Origin of the sequence: Terrabacter lapilli, assembly GCF_039531305.1 — a bacterium.
In the GTDB taxonomy this organism is placed as follows: Bacteria; Actinomycetota; Actinomycetes; order Actinomycetales; family Dermatophilaceae; genus Terrabacter; species Terrabacter lapilli.
Window position 1 is genome coordinate 172,229 of sequence record NZ_BAAAPU010000003.1, and the last position, 18,677, is coordinate 190,905.

Here is an 18,677-nt window from a genome sequence, read left to right on the forward strand (position 1 = left end):
TCGTCGCCTGGCCTTGACGCGTTGTCCCCACCTGTGTGCCTGGGCGCGCAGGTCGCTCGTCCCTGATGCAAGATGTTGGCGCGACGTCCGCCCGAGCGAGGCAGACGGAGCCCATCACCGGCCCACCACCGGCATGACCACAGGGGATCCACATGACCGAGCTGGCCACTCCCAGCGCCAAACGCCTGCAACGACCGTCCTGGCGCGACAGCCGTCTCGTGGTCGGCGTGCTCCTCGTCCTTCTCGCGGCGACGCTCGGCGCCAAGGCGGTGGCCAGCGCCGACGACAGGACGCCGGTCTGGGTGGCCGCGGGGAACCTCGTCGCCGGCGACCGGGTGGACGAGTCCTCCTTCGTCCGGGCAGACGTGCGGCTCGCCGACGGCATGGGCTCCTACCTCACCGCCGATGCGCCAGCTCCCACGGGCTCGTTCATGGTGCGCGACGTCCGCGCCGGTGAGCTCGTCCCCGCCTCGGCGGTCGGCGGCCCGGACGCCGTAGACGTCCAACGGGTGACGGTGCGCGCCGACGCGATGTCGACCAACGGACTGTCCCGGGGCAGCCGCGTGGACGTCTTCGTGACCCCGAAGGCACCGACGTCGAACGACGGCTCGCGCCCCGCCACGAAGAAGGTGCTCGAGTCGGCCGCCGTGGCCGCGGTCCTGACGAGCTCCGGCGGGTTGGGCTCCGGCTCCATGACGTCCGTGCAGATCTACGTGCCCGCAGCCAACGTGCAGCCCCTGGTCGAGGCGGTGGACGCCGAGGCCAAGGTGACCCTGGTGCCCTCGGTCGGTGCCGTGACCGGTGGTGGAGCGTGAGCGAGGTCCTGACCGCGCTCGGCCACCAGTGGGAGTCAGTCGTCGCCACGACCCTCGAGGGCCTGCGCGGCGTCACGGTCAGCCGCCGCTGTGCCGACGTCGCGGAGCTGCTGTCGGTCGCCGACGCGGGCCTCGGCGACACCGCGGTGGTCTCCGCGGACCTGAGGGGCCTGGACCTGGCCGTGGTCGACCGGCTCCGGGCCAACCGGGTCCACGTCGTCGGGGTCCACCCGCCCGACGACGAGGGCGCCGAGCGCCGGCTGCGGCAGCTGGCGATCAGCGTGACCCTGCCCGTGGACGCAGGTCCTGACCGGTGGCAGCAGGCCCTGGACGAAGGTGTCGCGACCGTCGACGGCCTCGAGGCGGCACTGTCCGCCACGGCCGGCGACGAGGACCTCTCCTCCTCAGGTGCGGTCCCCTCGATGGATGGCGCGCCCGGCACCGACGGCACCGACGGCACCGACGGCGTTGTCGACGCACCCGGTTGGCGTCCCGCCGGAGCGCCGGTCGCCGGCCCCACGCGGGTCGGCGAGGGAGCCGGTGCCCGCCCTCTCGAGAGCGGCCAGGACCCGGACGGCGCGCCGGTCGGCCGAGAGCCACGCGACGGCGGTCCGGCCCGCGCACCGGTCGTCGCCGTGTGGGGCCCGACGGGGGCCCCTGGGCGCACGACGGTCGCCACCACGCTCGCGGCGGAGCTGGCCACCAGGGGAGTCCAGACCCTGCTCGTCGACGCCGACACCTACGGCGGGTGCGTGGCCCAGTCCCTCGGGCTGCTCGACGAGGCGCCCGGCATCGCCGCCGCCTGTCGTCTGGCCGACCAGGGGATGCTCGACCTGCCTGCTCTCTCCCGGATCGCGCCCCAGGTGGTGCCCGGCCTGCGGGTGCTCACCGGGCTGCCCAAGGCCGAGCGGTGGCCCGAGGTGCGGGCCGCTGCGCTCGAGCGGGTGCTCGAGCTGAGCCGGTCGCTGGTGCGGGTCGTCGTCGTCGACTGCGGCTTCTGCCTGGAGGACGACGAGGAGCTCAGCTACGACACCGTCGCTCCCCGCCGCAACGAGGCGACCTTGACCTCCCTGGCCGCCTCCGACCTCGTGGTCGCGGTCGGCGGCGCCGACCCTGTTGCGCTCCAGCGCTTCGTGCGCGGTCTGCAGGAGCTCGGCACCGTGCCCTCCGGCAGCCCGGTCGCCGTCGTCAACCGCGTCCGCTCCAGCGCCGTGGGGTCGCGGCCCGAGGTCCGCATCGCCGAGTCGCTCCAGCGCTTCGCCGGGCTCGGGTCCGTGCGGTTCGTGCCCGATGACCCCGAGACCCTCGACGGTGCGCTCCTCGCGGGACAGTCGGTCGTCGAGCACGCGCCGGACTCGCCGGTGCGGCGGGCGGTTGCCGACCTCGCCGACGGGCTGCTCCCGTGGACGGCACCGGGGGAGCGCCGCCAGCGGCGCGACCAGCCCCGGCGCTGGTCACGACGGCGCCGCTCCTCCGCCCCGGTCGACGCCTGACACGGCCGGGCCGCCCGAAGGGCGGGCGGAGGCGTTCAGCTGCTGAAGAGGATCGTCAGGCCGCCGAGGGTGTAGAAGACCATGACGAGCATGAGCGGGATCTGGCCGATGACGGCCGCGCGCCGGTCGAGCACCGTGATGGCACGTTCGTGCGCCGCGAAGACCCCGAGCACGTGGCCCACGACGATGCTCACCGCCTGGATCGTCGCGACGAGCGTCGGCTGGATCAGGGCGTCGTTCGGGGTGAGGGCAGCCGTGCCGAGCAGGTCCGCGCCCGTGCCCAGCGGGTCGGTGAGCAGCTTCCACGCGTACTGCCCCTGGTAGACCCACAGCGACCAGTAGTGCGCCACGAGGTAGCCGCCGGCGATCGGGATGAGCGAGGGCGCGATGTCGCTGACGAACGAGAAGGAGCTCGAGAACGGCTCGCGGGCCAGCCGCACCGAGACCGCCGACGCGAGCCAGATCGTGACCGCCACCAGGGTGAAGAAGCCGAGCAGCGTGAGGGTCTTCAGGACCGACGACGGCAGGGCGGAGCTCTGCACGAAGGTGGCCCATCCCAGGTTGGCCGAGAAGCCGTCGTATGCCGTCCCGCCGAGCATCACGGCCACGGTGGGCACGAGCCCTCGCTGGCCCCGCAGGCCGTTGACGCCGTGCAGGGGAGTGCGCAGGACCCAGCGACCGTCGTGGCGCCGTCCGAGCGGTGAGAGCAGGCCGAGCAGACGAGACCACACCTCGAAGGGGTCGGCCTTGTCGAACCAGGCCCGGCCGAACACGGCGGCCCCGAGCAGCGACACGGCGAGGAACCCGCCGACCAGCAGCTGGAGGAAGGGCAGGGAGGTGTTGCCCTCGGCGACCAGCTCGACCCACGTGAAGGTCCCGAGGCCGAGCGCGGCCGGCCACAGTCCCCACCGGTACGGCAGGGCCGCCAGGTCGGGGGAGACCCGGGCCAGCCGGAGCAGGCCGGCGTGCAGGGCACGGACCGGGTTGATGACCCGCCAGACCGGGCCGAGCAGCATCGAGGCGAACGCGAGACCGACCCACAGCCACACGTAGACGACGTGGGGGACGGGGTTGCGCGCGGAGTCGGGGCCGAGGAAGAGGGCCGCCAGGGTCCACACCGTCAGCACGCCCGCCAGCACGCGGGCGATGGTGCGCAGCCACCGGGAGTCGAGCAGCGCCGCCAGCGGTCGGGGCAGGAGCACCCCGTCGGTGTCACGCAGCCGCGGCTCCCGCCACAGCGTGCCGATGGCGACGAAGGAGATGACCAGCACGGCCACGGCGGCGATGACGAGCGCCGTGAAGGGCAGCGGCAGGTCGCTGCGGCTGCCCACGCCGTGGGCGGGGGTGACAGCGGGCAGCAGGGCCATGGTCAGCGGACGGCGACGGTGAGCAGGGTCAGGGCCGGGTCGTGCGTCTCGACCTCGTAGACCCCCGGCTCCTTGCCGGTCAGCCGCAGGGTGGTTGCCGTGCCGGCCTTGAGCTGGGCCTCGACGTCGAAGCCGTGGGCGTGCAGCTCGTCGTCGTGGTCGCTCGTCACCGACAGCTCGAGGGTCGAGCCGACGGGCAGGTCGACCTGGGCCGGTGCCGGCGTCACCGTCGTGCCCGAGACGGTCACCGCGAGCCGCTTGACGCTGCCCGCGGCGCTGCCGGTGGCCGAGACACCTCCGGCGCCGCCCCCGCCGCCGCCCGCCGGCTGGAGGCTGCCCGAGGAGCACGCGGCCGCGCCGGCCAGCGCAAGGACGCACACGGCATACGGGACGGCACGAAACGCTCGCATGGCCCCGATCCTAGGCAGGACCGTCTGGCAGAGTGTCACCATGTCCGACCGCCTGACCTCGCTCGACGCGTCGTTCCTCTACCTGGAGGAGTCCACCACGTCGATGCACGTCGGGTCGGTCATGGTCTTCCAGCCACCGCGCGAGGGCTTCGACTACGACCAGCTCGTCCGGATCATCGAGAGCCGCATCGGCGCGATCCCGCGCTTCCGGCAGAAGGTGCGCGACGTGCCGGGACGCATCGCCAACCCGGTGTGGGTCGACGACGAGGCCTTCGACATGGGCTACCACGTGCGGCGGGCCGGGCTGCCGCGTCCGGGCAGCGACCGGCAGCTGCAGGACTTCGTCGCGCGGGTCCAGCCGCGCAAGCTCGACCGGACCCGCCCGCTGTGGGAGGTCTACCTCGTCGAGGGGCTGCACGACGGCCGGTTCGCGATCGTCACCAAGACCCACCACGCCCTCATCGACGGGGTGAACGCCCTCGACATCGCGCACGTCATCGTCGACTCCGTCAAGGGCGGCGACCTCGACGAGGCGGTGCTGCCCTGGCAGCCGAGCCGCCCACCCTCGACGGTCGAGCTGGTCGCCGGAGCCGTCGTGGACGCGGTGCGTCGTCCGACGCAGGTCGTCGACCTGGTGCGGGGCGGCCTCAACGACGCCCTCAACGTCGGCCTGCGGGCCGTCGAGTCCGCGGGTCAGGTGCTCTCGACGGTGGCCCGCACGGCGGCGCGCCCTGCGCCCGACTCGCCGCTCAACGCCGAGATCGGCTCGGCCCGCCGGTGGGTCATGGTCGCGACCGACCTCGACGACTACCGCCTCGTGCGCAAGCGGCTGGCCCGTGGGGCCTACGCCGAGGACGTCACGATCAACGACGTGGTCCTCGCGACGATCGCCGGCGGCCTGCGGTCCTGGCTGCTGGGGCGTGGGGAGGCGGTGAGCTCGCACACCACGGTTCGGGCCATGGTGCCGGTCAGCATCTACGGCGACGACCCGGCGGGGATGTACGCCAACCAGGTGATGGCGTGCGTCGTGAACCTGCCGGTCGGCGAGCCGGGCGCCTCGATGCGGCTTCACCAGATCGCCTTCGCGATGCGCCAGCAGATGGAGGGTGGCCAGGCCGTCGGCGCGACGTCGCTGGCGAACCTCGCGGGTTTCGCGCCGCCCACCTTGCACGCGCTGGGTGCCCGCCTCGGCTCGGCGATGTCGCGCCGCCTCTACAACGTCATGATCACCAACGTGCCGGGGCCGCAGACGCCGCTCTACGCCGGTGAGGCCGAGATGCTCTCGACCTACCCCGTCACCCCCCTCGCCAAGGGGCAGGCCCTGTCGATCGGCATCACCTCGTACAACGGCGGCGTCTACTTCGGTCTCAACGCCGACCGCGACGCCATGCCCGACGTCGACGTGCTCGGCCAGTCCATCGTCGAGTCGCTGGCCGAGCTGACCAGCGGAAGGGAGTCCTGATGCCGGTCGTGCGCGTCTACGTGCCGCTGGGGCGCGCCGGGCTGGAGGAGCTCGCCGGCACCGGCGCGCTCGCCGCCGGCCCGGGAGCGCCGCGCACCGCGTATGCCGTCACCTCCCGTCTCGAGCGGCTCGCCCCGGGTCTCGACGTCGAGGACCTCGAGTACGCCGCCTTCAGCGACGCCGTCACGGCGGCCGCCGAGCTGCGCTCGGCCCCGGCGGACCGTCGGGTCGTCGCCTCGGCGGACGCCGACGCGTCCTGGGTCGCGCCGCGGGACGGGGCTCCCGTCTCCAAGGTGGTGCTCACCGCGCCGTTGCCGCTCGCCCGGGTGGCCTCGTTCCACATCGACGACGAGGTGACCGCCGGGCTCGAGGAGGAGGCCGACGAGCTGCTCTGGTACGACGTCACCGAGCTCGACGACGTGCGCTCCTTCTTCGGCTGAGGCGAGGGCGTGGCCGACGACGAGGTGGTCGCCCTCTACGGCGAGAGCGGCCAGGTGGTCGGATCGGCGCCCCGCTCGGTGGTGCGGGCGCGCAACCTGCGCCACGCGGCCTCGTCGGTGATGGTCCGCGACCCGACGGGGCGCATCTACCTGCACCGGCGCACGACGACCAAGGACGTCTACCCCGGCCTGCTCGACTTCGCCGCCGGCGGTGTGGTGCTCGCGGGGGAGGACCCTGCGGTCGGCGCCGTCCGGGAGGTCGAGGAGGAGCTCGGCGTGGCCGGTGTCCCGCTCGAGCCGTTCGGGACGGCTCACTACGCCGACGAGCACACCGACTACCTGGCGGTGCGGTTCGTCACGACGTGGGGCGGCCCCATCCGGTGGCAGCCGGAGGAGGTGTCGTGGGGCGTGTGGGTGACCGTGGAGGAGCTGGTCCGTCGGCTCGATGAGGAGCCCGAGAGCCTCGTTCCCGACAGCGTCGCCGTCTGGTCGTCCACGATCCGCTCGTGGGCACACGGCTGAGCGTCTTACGTGGTGGTCGGATCGGGCCGACGTCGCCGGATCCCTTGTTACCTTGCGGGAATGGACTTCACCGCCGACGAGTACGCGCGCCGCGACGCCGACCGCCTCCGCGAGATCCTGTCGGGGCCGCCCGTCACCTGGGTCTTCCTCGGCGACAGCATCACGCAGGGGGTGAAGCACACGCACGGCCACCGCGGCTACGTCGAGCACTTCACCGAGCGCGTACGCGGTGAGCTCGGTCGGCGTGGCGACGCCGTCGTGAACTCGGGGGTCTCCGGCGCGACCACCGAAGACCTCCTGCCTGAGTTCCACTGGCGTGCAGGGCGGTTCGCTCCTGACGTCGTGTTCGTGCTATTCGGCACCAACGACATGGTCGCGGGCGAGGACGGCGTGCGCGGCTTCCGCTACCGCCTCGACCAGGTGGTCCAGCGCTCGCGCGACGTGGGGGCCACGGTGGTGCTCCAGACCCCGCCGCCCGTCCTGGACGAGGGACAGCGCAACCCGCGACTGCTGGCGCTCTATGCGCAGGCGGTGCGCGAGGTCGCCGACGACCTGGGGGTGCTGCTCGTCGACCACGCGGCCGCCTGGCAGGCCGCCGCGGCCGAGGCCGGCGCCGAGGTCGCGCCGTCCGGCTGGCTCGACGACGCCTTCCACCCGGGCGCCCGCGGGCACCACCAGATGACGCTCACACTGCTGGCTGCGCTCGGCGTCCTCGACCCGGACAGCGCCGTGTGCTCGCTCGTCGTCGACGACGGGGTCGGCGCCAACGCCTGACACGCACGGGGCCACGACGGTGCACCCGGCTCAGGGTCGACTCAGGGACAGGTCAGGGCACTCCCCAGCAGCACGATCGCGTCTTCAGGGGTGACGATGGAGTCATGACGCACCCCATCCCGAACCCGTACGGCCAGTCGCTCACCCCGTCCGGCGAGGAGCGCACCTGGGCGATCCTCGGCCACCTCGCCGCCATCATCGCCGCGGTCATCTCGGCCGGCTGGCTCAGCTTCGTCGGCCCACTCGTCATCTGGGCGATCTACAAGGACCGCAGCGCCTTCGTGCGACAGGCGGCGGCCGGCTCCTTCAACTTCAACCTCGCCGTGTGGGCCGCGATCATCGTCGGCTGGGTCATGTTCTTCACGGTGCTGCTCATCCCGCTCGCCATCATCGTGTGGATCGTCGCCGTGGTGGCCGGCCTGTGGTTCCACATCCGGGCCGCCATGGCAGCCAACCGCGGTGAGTCCTTCCGCTACCCCTGGAGCATCCCGGTCCTGCACTGACGCGGGGGCCCCAGCGGCCGCCGCCGGCCGGCAGCACCGGGCGGCCGCGGGCAGCCGCGGGCAGGTGTGGAGGCATGGAACGATGGGGTGGTCCGCCCACGAGGCGGACCACCCCATCGCCCGTCGGGCGCCGACCGAGCCGACCGGGCCGACCCACCGTGCCGAACCGCAGGAGAACTTGATGGACGCCGTGACCCACGTGCCCGCACCGGCCAACGAGCCGGTGCTCGACTACGCACCGGGCTCGCCCGAGCGAGCCGCGCTCGAGGCCGCCCTCGTCGAGCTCGGCTCGAGCCGGCGCGAGCTGCCGCACACGATCGACGGCAAGCGCGTCACCGGGTCCGGCCCCGAGATCGCCGTGCGCCAGCCGCACGCGCACGCCAAGGTGCTCGGCACGCTGCGCAACGCGACGGCGGCGGAGGGGCAGGCCGCGGTCGACGCGGCCAAGGCAGCCGCCCCGATGTGGCGCGAGCTCTCGTTCGACGACCGCGCCGCGATCCTGCTCAAGGCGGCCGAGCTGCTCTCCGGTCCCTGGCGCGCCCGGCTCAACGCGGCGACGATGCTGGGACAGAGCAAGACGGCCTACCAGGCCGAGATCGACGCGGCGTGCGAGCTGATCGACTTCTGGCGCATCAACGTGCACTTCGCCCGCCAGATCCTCGAGCAGCAGCCGCCACTCAACGCCAAGGGCGTCTGGAACCGCTCCGACTACCGCTCGCTCGAGGGCTTCGTCTACGCGATCACCCCCTTCAACTTCACCGCCATCGCCGGCAACCTGCCGACGGCCCCCGCGCTCATGGGCAACACCGTCGTCTGGAAGCCGAGCCCCACCCAGCAGCTCGCCGCCCAGCTGACGATGGAGCTGCTCGAGGAGGCCGGCATGCCGCCCGGCGTCATCAACCTCGTGACCGGCGACGGCATCGAGGTGAGCAAGGCGGCCCTGGCCGACGAGGACCTCGCCGGCATCCACTTCACCGGCTCGACCCCGACGTTCAAGCACCTGTGGCAGCAGGTCGGCGCCAACCTCGACCGCTACCGCACCTACCCGCGCCTCGTCGGCGAGACCGGCGGCAAGGACTTCATCCTCGCGCACCCGAGCGCCGACCCGGCCGTGCTGCGCACCGCCATGATCCGCGGCGCCTTCGAGTTCCAGGGCCAGAAGTGCTCGGCCGCCTCGCGTGCCTACGTCCCGGCCTCGGTGTGGCGACAGATCAAGGACGACCTCGTCGACATCACCAACGGCCTGACGCAGGGCGACGTCACCGACCTGTCCAACTTCATGGGCGCCGTCATCGACGAGCGCGCCTTCGCCAAGCACAAGGACGCGATCGACCGCGCCCACGCCACCGGCGGCATCGAGGTCCTGGCCGGCGGCACCTACGACGACTCCGTCGGGTACTTCGTGCGCCCGACGGTCCTCGAGGTCAAGGACGCGGGCGACGAGTCCTTCCGCACCGAGTACTTCGGCCCGATCCTGTCGGTGCACGTCTTCGAGGACGGCGACTACGACACGGTGCTCGACCAGATGGAGCGCTTCGCACCCTACGGCCTGACCGGCTCGATCATCGCCCAGGACCGCCGCGCCATCGCCGACGCCACCAAGCGCCTGCGCTTCGCGGCCGGCAACTTCTACGTCAACGACAAGCCGACCGGTGCGGTCGTCGGGCAGCAGCCGTTCGGCGGCGGCCGGGCCTCGGGCACCAACGACAAGGCCGGCGCCGCGCAGAACCTGCTGCGCTGGACGAGCGTCCGCTCGATCAAGGAGACCTTCGTCCCGCCGACCGACCACACCTACCCGCACATGGGCTGACCTGCCGGCACAGCGCAGAAGAGCGAACGGGCCCGACTCCCAGTGGAGTCGGGCCCGTTCGTCGTGTGCGGCTCGGGTCAGGCGTGCTCGGCGATCCACTCGGTGCCGGTGCGCCGCTCGGCGCGGATGGCGTCGACGACGGCGGGGGCGGCTGCCTTCTCCACCTTGCTCCCGAAGAGGGGGATCGAGGCCTTGAGATCGCCCTCGACGCTGATCTGGGTGCCCCCGGACGTCGGCGCCAGCTGGATCTTGGAGCGCATGGCCACCGGAGCGCCGGCCACCTCGACGGTGAGCGTGCCGGAGCGCGCGCCGTCGGCGGCAGCTGCCCCCCACTCGTACGTCTCGGTCACCGAGAGGGTCGGGCCGACGATCGACTTCGCGAAGTCGGGCAGGCCGTCGGCGGGCAGGTCACGCCTCGTGACGACGCGCGCCCCCTCGCCTGCCGGGGTGACCGCCACCTCGTGCTTCTTGGCGCCGGCCTCGATGCACTTGCGCTCCTGGAAGGCCGGGTCGGTGATCATGGCGTAGACGGTCGTCGGGGGCGCGGCATACGTCATCGTCTCGGAGATCTTCATGGCGGACACGCTATTGCACGCGTTCCTCCCGCTTCCTGCCGAGGAGGTATGCCGTGTGCCAGGGTCCCGCTCGACCCGGCCGTCAGGTGCCCGACCGGGCGCGGGCGGACAGGGCAGCGAGCGTCGTGCCGGACTGCTCCAGCTCGCGGCGCAGCCGCGCGAGCTCCCGCGACCGGACGGCGGTCACCCGGTTGAGCAGCTCCTGGAGGCGCTCGCGCTCGGCGAGCCGCTCGGCCGGCTCCACCCGGCTCGGTCCCGCGCGCTCGACGACGAGCCGGCCGTCGACGACGAGGTCGAAGCGGGCCAGGGCCGGCTCGAGCGCGCGCATCCGGGCGGCGGCCTCGACGGCCGTGGTGGTCCACGACTGCAGCAGGCCGCCGACGCGGTCGAGCTCGGTGGCGGCGCGCGTGAGGAGGTCGCGCTCGTGTCGTGTCGGGTCGACGGCGGGGTCGTCATGACCCGGCCGGGGCGTCCGGGCCCCGCGTCGGGCGGCCGCCTCGAGGTCGACGACCAGGTCGGCGAGGCGGCCCGCCTGGGTGCGCAGGGCGCCGCCCAGGGCGGAGGTCGAGCCGGGGTCGCCCGGAGGTGCGACGGTCATGGTCGCTGCACCCCCGTACGCCCGACCTGGTCGGTCGGGCCCGGGACGGCGCCGAGGTCGAGCAGGCGCTCCTCGAGCGCCTCGGACAGCGCCGCGAGCGTGTCCGCGGCCTGCTCGACCCACGTGTCGAGGGCGCGCTGGGTCGGCAGGTCGCCGAGGTCGGGCAGGTGGGTCAGCAGCTCCGCGGAGAGGCTCCGGGCGGTCGAGCGGCCCGCCGCGAGCGCCCGCAGCGTCGCGGGATCCGCGGCGCCCGGCCCCCGGATCCCGTCGTCCATGGCACCACTCTAGGGAGTGCGGGGAGCCGTACCGGCGAGTTCTCCACCGGGTGGTCGAGCCCGGAGCCGACGGGGATAGGCTCACATGGTGAGATGCGCGGCACGACGAGGTGCCGCCGCACGGGCCGCACGGTGAGGAATCCGACAACCGCATGTCAGCGTCACTCGAACAGTCTCGGATCGACGTCATCAAGGCCGCTGCCGACGCAGTGGCACCTGCCCCACGACGGGGGCGGGGTCGATCCGGGGGGACCACCACCGCCGACGTCGAGGAGTACCTCCGCGCGTACTACCGGCTCGTCGCCACGGAGGACCTGCTGGCGCGCCCGGCGCGCGAGCTCGCGACCATCGCCACGGAGCACCGGGCGTTCGCGCAGCAGCGCCAGCTCGGCACCTTCAACGTGCGCGTCTTCAACCCGACGGCCGACGACCCCGGCTGGTCGACGACGCACACCGTCGTGCAGATCGTCGTGGACGACATGCCGTTCCTCGTCGACTCGGTCGTGGGCGCGCTCGGCGGCTTCGACCGCGGCGTGCACCTGATCGTCCACCCGCAGATGGTGGTGTCGCGAACCGTCACCGGTGAGCTGAAGTCCGTCGTCACCGACGGCTCCACGACCGTCCAGTCGAGCACCGTCGGCCTCGTGCGCGAGTCGTGGATGCACCTCGAGATCGACCGCCTGCCCGGCGACGCCCTGCCCGAGGTCGAGGCGCGGCTGCGCCACGTCCTCGAGAACGTCCGCGACTCCGTCGAGGACTGGCCCAAGATGCGCGCGCACGCCCTGACGATCGCGAGCGAGCTGCGCTCGGCGACGCCTCCCGGCACCGACCCGTACCACGCCCGCGAGGCGGCCCGGTTCCTCGAGTGGCTGGCCCACAACAACTTCACCTTCCTCGGCTACCGCGAGTACTCCCTGAAGCGCGAGAACGGCAAGGACGTCTCGCGCCAGGTGCCCGGCACCGGCCTCGGCCTGCTGCGCTACGACCGGCCGTCGGCGGGCAAGGGCCTCGTGCTCACGCCGGCCGCGAGCCGCGCCGCCCGGGACTCGAGCATCCTCATCATCACCAAGGCCAACTCGCGCGCCACCGTGCACCGCGACGTCTACCTCGACTACATCTCGATCAAGAGGTTCGACGCCCGCGGCGAGTGCGTCGGCGAGCAGCGCTTCCTCGGGCTCTACGCCTCGGCCGCGTACAACGACACGATCCACGACATCCCGCTGCTCGACGTGCGGGCCCAGGAGGTGCTGCGCCTGACCGGCCTCTCGGCCGACAGCCACTCCGGCAAGGACATCCTCCAGATCCTCGAGACCTACCCCCGCGACGAGCTCTTCCAGACCTCGGCCGCCCAGCTCGCCGAGATCGCGACGAGCGTGCTGCACCTGCAGGAGCGCCGCAAGACCAAGCTCTTCCTGCGCCGGGACGAGTTCGGCCGGTTTGTCTCCTGCCTCGTCTACCTCCCGCGCGACCGCTACAACACGACGGTCCGCCTGCGCATCGAGGCGATCCTGCTCGAGGCGTTCGGCGGCGAGAACATCGACAACACGACGCGCGTCAGCGAGTCCACGCTCGCCCGGCTGCACTTCGTCGTCCGTATGCCGTCCGGCACCGACATCCCCGACGTCGACGAGGTGGCGCTCGAGAGGCGCGTCATCGACGCGACCCGCACCTGGGACGAGGACCTCGCCGAGGCGCTCAGCGAGGCACGCGGCCTCGAGGGCGCCGCGAGGACCATGGCCGCCTACGCCAAGGCTCTTCCCGAGGCGTACAAGGAGGACTTCGACGTCGCGACGGCCGTCGACGACCTCGACCGCATCGACGCGCTCGGCGAGGGCGACCGCACCACCGGCCTGCACCTCTACGACGACCCTGCCTCCGACAACCCGCGGGAGCGCCGCTTCAAGCTCTACCGGCGGGCCGACCTCTCGCTGACCCAGGTGCTCCCGCTCTTCACGCACCTCGGCGTCGAGGTCACCGACGAGCGCCCCTACGAGGTGCGCGGGCCGGTGGGCCGCACGCTGCACATCTTCGACTTCGGCCTGTGCGCCGACGCGAGGGCCTGGGGCTCGGGTGACGCCGCCACCGCAGACGACGTGCGCAGGCGTTTCGAGGACGCGTTCCGGGCCGTGTGGGACGGCCGCGCCGAGTCCGACGGCTTCAACGCGCTCGTGCTCGCCGCCGGCCTCACCTGGCGCCAGGTCGTGATCCTGCGCACCGTGGCCAAGTACCTCCGCCAGACGGGGTCGACCTTCTCGCAGGACTACGTCGAGTCGGCGCTGGTGGCCAACACCGGCATCGCCCGCAGCCTGGTCGAGCTCTTCGAGGCCCGCTTCGACCCCGACGCCTTCCCCGAGACCGAGGCGGGCCGCGACAAGCGTGCGGCGCGTGAGAAGCGCATCGTCACCCGCCTCACCGAGGCGCTCGACGACGTGGCCAGCCTCGACCACGACCGCATCGTCCGAGCCCTGCTGGGCGTCATCGAGGCGAGCCTGCGCACCAACTTCTACCAGCCCGACGCCAACGGCCACGACAAGCCGTACGTCTCGCTCAAGCTCAACCCGAAGATGGTCCCCGACCTGCCCGCGCCGCGGCCGATGTACGAGATCTGGGTCTACAGCCCCCGCGTCGAGGGCGTGCACCTGCGGTTCGGCAAGGTCGCCCGCGGCGGCCTGCGCTGGTCCGACCGGCGCGAGGACTTCCGCACGGAGATCCTGGGCCTCGTCAAGGCGCAGATGGTCAAGAACGCCGTCATCGTCCCCACGGGCAGCAAGGGCGGCTTCTACGCCAAGCAGCTGCCCGACCCGGCCGTCGACCGTGCGGCCTGGATGGACGAGGGCATCGCGTCCTACAAGCTCTTCATCTCCGGGCTGCTCGACCTCACCGACAACCTCGTGTCGGGGGAGGCCGTGCCCCCGCACCGCGTGGTGCGTCACGACGAGGACGACACCTACCTCGTCGTCGCGGCCGACAAGGGCACCGCCAAGTTCTCCGACATCGCCAACGGGCTCTCGGCCGACTACGGCTTCTGGCTCGACGACGCCTTCGCCTCCGGCGGGTCGGCCGGCTACGACCACAAGGGCATGGGCATCACCGCCCGCGGCGCCTGGGAGTCGGTCAAGCGCCACTTCCGCGAGCTCGGTGTCGACACCCAGTCCCAGGAGTTCACCGTCGTGGGCGTCGGTGACATGAGCGGCGACGTCTTCGGCAACGGCATGCTCCTGTCGGAGCACATCCGCCTGGTCGCCGCCTTCGACCACCGGCACATCTTCGTCGACCCCGACCCCGACGCCGCGACGTCGTACGCGGAGCGCCGGAGGATGTTCGACCTGCCCGGCTCGTCGTGGGCCGACTACGACGAGACGCTGATCAGCAAGGGCGGCGGCATCTTCCCGCGCTCGGCCAAGTCGGTGCCGGTGAGCCCCCAGATGGTGGCCGCCCTGGGGCTGCGCCACGGCACCAAGAGCATGACCCCGGCCGAGCTGATGAAGGCGATCCTGCTCGCACCGGTGGACCTGCTGTGGAACGGCGGCATCGGCACCTACGTCAAGGCGACCGCCGAGACCAACTCCGAGATCGGGGACCGCGCCAACGACGCCATCCGCGTCAACGGCAGCGACCTGCGCTGCAAGGTGGTCGGCGAGGGCGGCAACCTCGGCGCCAGCCAGCTCGGTCGCATCGAGGCGGCGCTGGCCGGCGTGCGCATCAACACCGACGCGATCGACAACAGCGCCGGCGTCGACACCTCCGACCACGAGGTCAACATCAAGATCCTGCTCACCGAGCTGACCCGCTCGGGCGAGCTGACGACGAAGCGCCGCAACAAGCTGCTCGCGTCGATGACCGACGAGGTCGCCGAGCAGGTGCTGCGCGACAACTACGAGCAGAACGTCCTGCTCGGCAACGCCCGCGCGCAGCAGCACGAGATGCTCGGGGTCCACGAGCGGCTCATCCAGTTCCTCGAGGCCCACGGCGACCTGGACCGGGCGCTCGAGTTCCTGCCGAGCGACTCGGAGATCGCGCGCCGTCAGAAGTCCGGCCTCGGGCTCTCCTCGCCGGAGTTCTCCGTGCTGGTCGCCTACGCGAAGCTCTACCTCAAGAGCCAGCTCATCGCGACGTCGCTGCCCGACGACCCGTGGTTCGAGACGACCCTCGCCGAGTACTTCCCCAAGCCGCTGCGCGGCAAGTACGCCGAGCAGATCGCGGCCCACCCGTTGCGCCGCGAGATCGTCACCAACGCCGTCGCCAACTCGATGGTCAACCGCGGCGGCATCACGTTCGCCTACCGGGCCGGCGAGGAGACCGGCGCCACGCCGGAGCAGGTCGCCCGCGCGTACGTCGTCTGCCGCGAGGTCTTCGACCTCGCCGGGTTCGTGCGACGCGTCGAGGCCACCGACAACCTCGTGAGCACCGGGGCCCAGACGGCGCTCTACCTCGAGTTCCGCCGGCTCGTCGACCGGTCGGTGCGCTGGTTCCTCTCGTCGCGCCCGGCGTCCCTCGACATCGCCGCCGAGGTGGCGCGGTTCCGGCCCGGCATCCGGGCCTTCGCCGACCGGGTCCCCGAGCTGCTGCAGGGCAGCGAGCGCACCCGCCTGGAGCGACGCATCCAGCAGCTGCAGGGCAAGGGAGTGCCCGAGGAGCTGGCGACCGTCGCGGCCTCGCTGCTCGACCTCTACTCGCTGCTCGACTGCATCGAGATCGCCGAGGACACGGGCGAGAAGCTCGAGGACGTCGTGCGCGTCTACTTCCTGACGTCCGACACGTTCTCGATCGACGCCATGCTGGGGCGGGTCACGGCCCTGCCGCGCGACGACCGCTGGGACGCCATGGCCCGCGGCGCGCTGCGCGACGACCTCTACGCCGTCCTCGAGACCCTGACGCGCTCGGTGCTGGAGGTGAGCAACCGCCGTCACGGCGCCGCCGCCCGCCTCGCCGAGTGGTCCGACCTCAACTCCGACGCCCTCGGCCGCGCCCGCAGCGCGCTCGGTGGCATCGAGCGGATGAGCCACGCCGGGATCGCGGCGCTGTCGGTGGCCCTGCGCACCCTGCGCACGGTGACGAAGCCGGCGTCCTCGGGCCAGCCGGTCGCCGTGGAGCTCGAGGCCAGCCCCAACGGTGCCGTCACCGGCGCGACGCGGCCGCGCAAGAGCGCGGGCCGGACGCCGACGACCAGGACGACGGCCAAGGCCACGGGCAGGGCCACGGCCAAGGCCACGGCCAAGGCCACGGGCAGGGCCACGGGCAAGGCGACGGGCAAGGCGACGACGACGGCGGCCGGCGGCAAGCCGGTGCAGCCGTCCTCGGAATCGGCCGAAGCACCGATCGACGCCGAGGACGAGGTGCCGACCGGACACGAGGGCGCGGAGGGCGAGGCCCAGGCGGCCAAGCAGACCGCGCGCCGGTCGGCGGCCCGGATCGCCGCCGAGTCGCGCGGCTGACCTCCACCCGGATCTCGGTCGGGCGCTCCGTACCGGTCGAGCTGGCGTCCGAGAGCACACGACCGAGCGCCCCGTCGCCTCCGCTCCCCGGCGGGTTGGACGGGGCGCTCGCCCGAGGGCGAGCACGCCCTCACTAGGCTCGAGGGCGTGGCAACCCTGAGCGAGCTCCTGCGCGGGCGCACGACGCTGCCCGACCACGACATCGAGTGGCTGCAGCTGCTCGTCGGGGACTGGCAGCTCGTGGCCGACCTCTCCTTCGCCGACCTCGTGCTGTGGGTGCGGTCGACGAGCGACCGGTGGGAAGCCGTGGCCCACGTGCGGCCGACGACCGGCCAGCTCGTCTTCGTCGAGGACCAGGTGGGGCGGGTCGCCGAGGCGGGCCGCACCCGCGACCTGCTGTACGAGGCCGCCGAGGAGCAGCGCATCCTCCGCGTCCGCCACGTGGTGGTGACGCACGAGCAGGGCCCCGACCAGTCGGTGCGGGAGGAGTACATCCCGGTCGTCCGTGGGGGCCATGTCGTCGGGGTCATGACCCGTCACACCAACCTCTGGACCACCCGTACGCCGAGCCGCCTCGAGCTGACCTACCTCGCCACCGCCGACGCGCTGTGCCGGATGGTGACCGGGGGCGAGTTCCCGCACAGCGGCGCCCCGACCGGGCTCCGGCGGGGAGCTCCCCGAGTCGGCGACGGCGTCATCCGCCTCGACGTCGACGGGATCGTGACCTACGCCAGCCCGAACGCCGTGTCCGCCCTGCACCGCCTCGGGCACCTCGGCGAGGTGGTCGGCGCGAGCCTCGCCCAGATCGTCACCGACAACGTGCGCGAGTCCCACCCCGTCGACGAGGGGCTGCCCCTCGTCGTGACCGGTCGCCAGCCCTGGCGGACCGAGGTCGTCGCCGGCGGCACGACGGTGTCCATGCGGGCCATCCCGTTGACGGAGGCCGGGCAGCGGTTCGGCGCCATCGTGCTCATGCGCGACGTCGGCGAGCTGCGCCGGCGCGAGCGCGAGCTGCTGACCAAGGACGCGACGATCCGCGAGATCCACCACCGCGTCAAGAACAACCTGCAGTCCGTCGCCGCGCTGCTGCGGCTGCAGGCCCGGCGCCTGCCCGAGGGTGAGGCGCGGGCGGCGCTCGCCGAGGCCGAACGCCGCGTGGGGACCATCGCGATGGTGCACGACCAGCTCAGCCAGGGCTTCGACGAGACCGTCGACTTCGACCCCATAGCCCAGCGCGGCCTGGGCGCCGTGGTCGAGGTCTCTGCCAACGGTGCCCCGGTCCGCACGGTCACCAACGGCTCGTTCGGGCGCCTCCGCGCGGAGGACGCCACCTCGCTCGCGATGATCCTCAGCGAGCTCGTCCAGAACGCCATCGAGCACGGGCTCGGTGACACCGGGGGAGAGGTCCGCATCGACATCGAGCGTCTCGCCGACGACCGCGGGCAGCCGGTGCTGGCGGTCTGCGTCGAGGACGACGGCAAGGGCATCGACCCGGCCCGCCGCCCGGGCTCGGGCCTCGGCACGCAGATCGTCCAGTCGCTCGTCGCGGACCTGCAGGGCCGGATCAGCTGGGAGGGGGTCGCGCCGCACGGGACGCGAGCCCGCTTCACCGCGAGACTGCGCCCCATCACCTGACGGGCGGGACGGCATACGCGGGCAGCCAAAAGCCCGGCGACCGTGCGGTCACCGGGCTCGCGGACGAGGTCGTGCAGGCCCCGGAGGGCCGGTCTCAGCCGGCGCGGCGGGCCCGCGCGTTGCGGCGCTTGAGGGCTCGGCGCTCGTCCTCGGAGAGGCCTCCCCACACGCCGGCGTCCTGGCCGGTCTCCAGGGCCCACTTGAGGCAGGTGTCGATGACGGGGCAGGTCCGGCACACGGCCTTCGCCTCCTCGATCTGCAGGATGGCCGGTCCGGTGTTCCCGATGGGGAAGAACAGCTCCGGGTCGGCCTCCAAGCAGGCAGCGCGGTCGCGCCAATCCATGTGGATCGTGCTCCTTCATGTATGTCGTGTTCGGCACCGACGCCCGGGTGTCGGTCGCGGTGCATGGTGATCGGGCGCCAGCGTCGTTGTCGGAGCCTGTCATGGTGTCGTCGTGCGGGGATCCCCCCTGACCAACGGAAACGCGCACGAAGATGTTCCGTACGCGTTGTGGTCCATGACCCGGTGCGCGCAGTGCCCATCTCCCTGTTCAACGCGTGGG

Annotated in this window: 16 protein-coding genes; 10 read left to right on the plus strand and 6 right to left on the minus strand. The window is 72.6% G+C overall.

The genetic code is table 11. The features are described from left to right. Positions 1–152 precede the first annotated feature (152 nt). Together ABD241_RS02160 and ABD241_RS02165 are read left to right on the plus strand one after the other, a co-directional pair. Positions 153–815 carry a CpaB family protein gene (locus ABD241_RS02160; RefSeq protein WP_344057980.1) on the plus strand — a complete coding sequence of 221 codons (663 nt, stop codon included), beginning with the start codon at positions 153–155 and terminating at the stop codon, positions 813–815. Then, positions 812–2,308, plus strand: coding sequence for a nucleotide-binding protein (locus ABD241_RS02165; RefSeq protein ID WP_344057982.1), 1,497 nt, complete (start codon positions 812–814; stop codon positions 2,306–2,308). The genes ABD241_RS02160 and ABD241_RS02165 overlap by 4 nt, the downstream gene beginning before the upstream one ends. Before the next feature lie 35 nt (positions 2,309–2,343). On the opposite strand, the gene ABD241_RS02170 is transcribed toward ABD241_RS02165, so the two are convergent. Continuing rightward, on the minus strand, positions 2,344–3,675 hold the full coding sequence (locus ABD241_RS02170) for a hypothetical protein (RefSeq protein WP_344057985.1): 1,332 nt from the start codon (positions 3,673–3,675) through the stop codon (positions 2,344–2,346). Positions 3,676–3,677: 2 nt separating this feature from the next. After that, positions 3,678–4,085 (minus strand): hypothetical protein, encoded by a 408-nt coding sequence (locus tag ABD241_RS02175; protein WP_344057987.1) that lies wholly within the window; start codon positions 4,083–4,085, stop codon positions 3,678–3,680. Between the two features lie 40 nt (positions 4,086–4,125). On the opposite strand from ABD241_RS02175, the gene ABD241_RS02180 reads away from it, so the two are divergent. From ABD241_RS02180 to pruA, 6 genes are all read left to right on the plus strand, one after another. Continuing rightward, on the plus strand, positions 4,126–5,547 hold the full coding sequence (locus ABD241_RS02180; protein WP_142184589.1) for a wax ester/triacylglycerol synthase family O-acyltransferase: 1,422 nt from the start codon (positions 4,126–4,128) through the stop codon (positions 5,545–5,547). Further along, complete coding sequence (locus ABD241_RS02185; RefSeq protein WP_142184587.1) at positions 5,547–5,987, plus strand: DUF6912 family protein; 441 nt, start codon at positions 5,547–5,549, stop codon at positions 5,985–5,987. The genes ABD241_RS02180 and ABD241_RS02185 overlap by 1 nt, the downstream gene beginning before the upstream one ends. Positions 5,988–5,996: 9 nt before the next feature. After that, positions 5,997–6,509, plus strand: coding sequence for an NUDIX hydrolase (locus ABD241_RS02190; RefSeq protein WP_344057991.1), 513 nt, complete (start codon positions 5,997–5,999; stop codon positions 6,507–6,509). Positions 6,510–6,569: 60 nt separating this feature from the next. Continuing rightward, a complete protein-coding gene (locus ABD241_RS02195) occupies positions 6,570–7,283 on the plus strand; it encodes an SGNH/GDSL hydrolase family protein (protein WP_344057993.1) in 714 nt (237 codons plus the stop codon). 104 nt (positions 7,284–7,387) lie between these two features. Continuing rightward, positions 7,388–7,786 carry a DUF4870 domain-containing protein gene (locus ABD241_RS02200; RefSeq protein WP_344057995.1) on the plus strand — a complete coding sequence of 133 codons (399 nt, stop codon included), beginning with the start codon at positions 7,388–7,390 and terminating at the stop codon, positions 7,784–7,786. A 181-nt stretch (positions 7,787–7,967) separates the two neighbouring features. Continuing rightward, positions 7,968–9,596: an L-glutamate gamma-semialdehyde dehydrogenase gene (gene pruA / locus ABD241_RS02205; RefSeq protein ID WP_344057997.1), complete on the plus strand. Its 1,629-nt coding sequence runs from the start codon at positions 7,968–7,970 to the stop codon at positions 9,594–9,596. A gap of 77 nt (positions 9,597–9,673) precedes the next feature. On the opposite strand, the gene ABD241_RS02210 is transcribed toward pruA, so the two are convergent. The 3 genes from ABD241_RS02210 to ABD241_RS02220 form a co-directional block, all read right to left on the minus strand. Continuing rightward, positions 9,674–10,171: a DUF2505 domain-containing protein gene (locus tag ABD241_RS02210; RefSeq protein WP_344057999.1), complete on the minus strand. Its 498-nt coding sequence runs from the start codon at positions 10,169–10,171 to the stop codon at positions 9,674–9,676. A gap of 82 nt (positions 10,172–10,253) precedes the next feature. Beyond that, complete coding sequence (locus ABD241_RS02215) at positions 10,254–10,769, minus strand: hypothetical protein (protein ID WP_344058001.1); 516 nt, start codon at positions 10,767–10,769, stop codon at positions 10,254–10,256. Beyond that, positions 10,766–11,044: a hypothetical protein gene (locus ABD241_RS02220; RefSeq protein WP_344058003.1), complete on the minus strand. Its 279-nt coding sequence runs from the start codon at positions 11,042–11,044 to the stop codon at positions 10,766–10,768. The genes ABD241_RS02215 and ABD241_RS02220 overlap by 4 nt, the downstream gene beginning before the upstream one ends. Positions 11,045–11,196: 152 nt before the next feature. Between ABD241_RS02220 and ABD241_RS02225 the strand changes: the two genes are divergently transcribed. Together ABD241_RS02225 and ABD241_RS02230 are read left to right on the plus strand one after the other, a co-directional pair. Further along, positions 11,197–16,479 carry an NAD-glutamate dehydrogenase gene (locus ABD241_RS02225; RefSeq protein ID WP_344058005.1) on the plus strand — a complete coding sequence of 1,761 codons (5,283 nt, stop codon included), beginning with the start codon at positions 11,197–11,199 and terminating at the stop codon, positions 16,477–16,479. Between the two features lie 147 nt (positions 16,480–16,626). Then, on the plus strand, positions 16,627–18,114 hold the full coding sequence (locus ABD241_RS02230) for a sensor histidine kinase (protein ID WP_344058007.1): 1,488 nt from the start codon (positions 16,627–16,629) through the stop codon (positions 18,112–18,114). A gap of 94 nt (positions 18,115–18,208) precedes the next feature. On the opposite strand, the gene ABD241_RS02235 is transcribed toward ABD241_RS02230, so the two are convergent. Further along, a complete protein-coding gene (locus ABD241_RS02235) occupies positions 18,209–18,457 on the minus strand; it encodes a WhiB family transcriptional regulator (RefSeq protein ID WP_030194844.1) in 249 nt (82 codons plus the stop codon). Positions 18,458–18,677 lie beyond the last annotated feature (220 nt).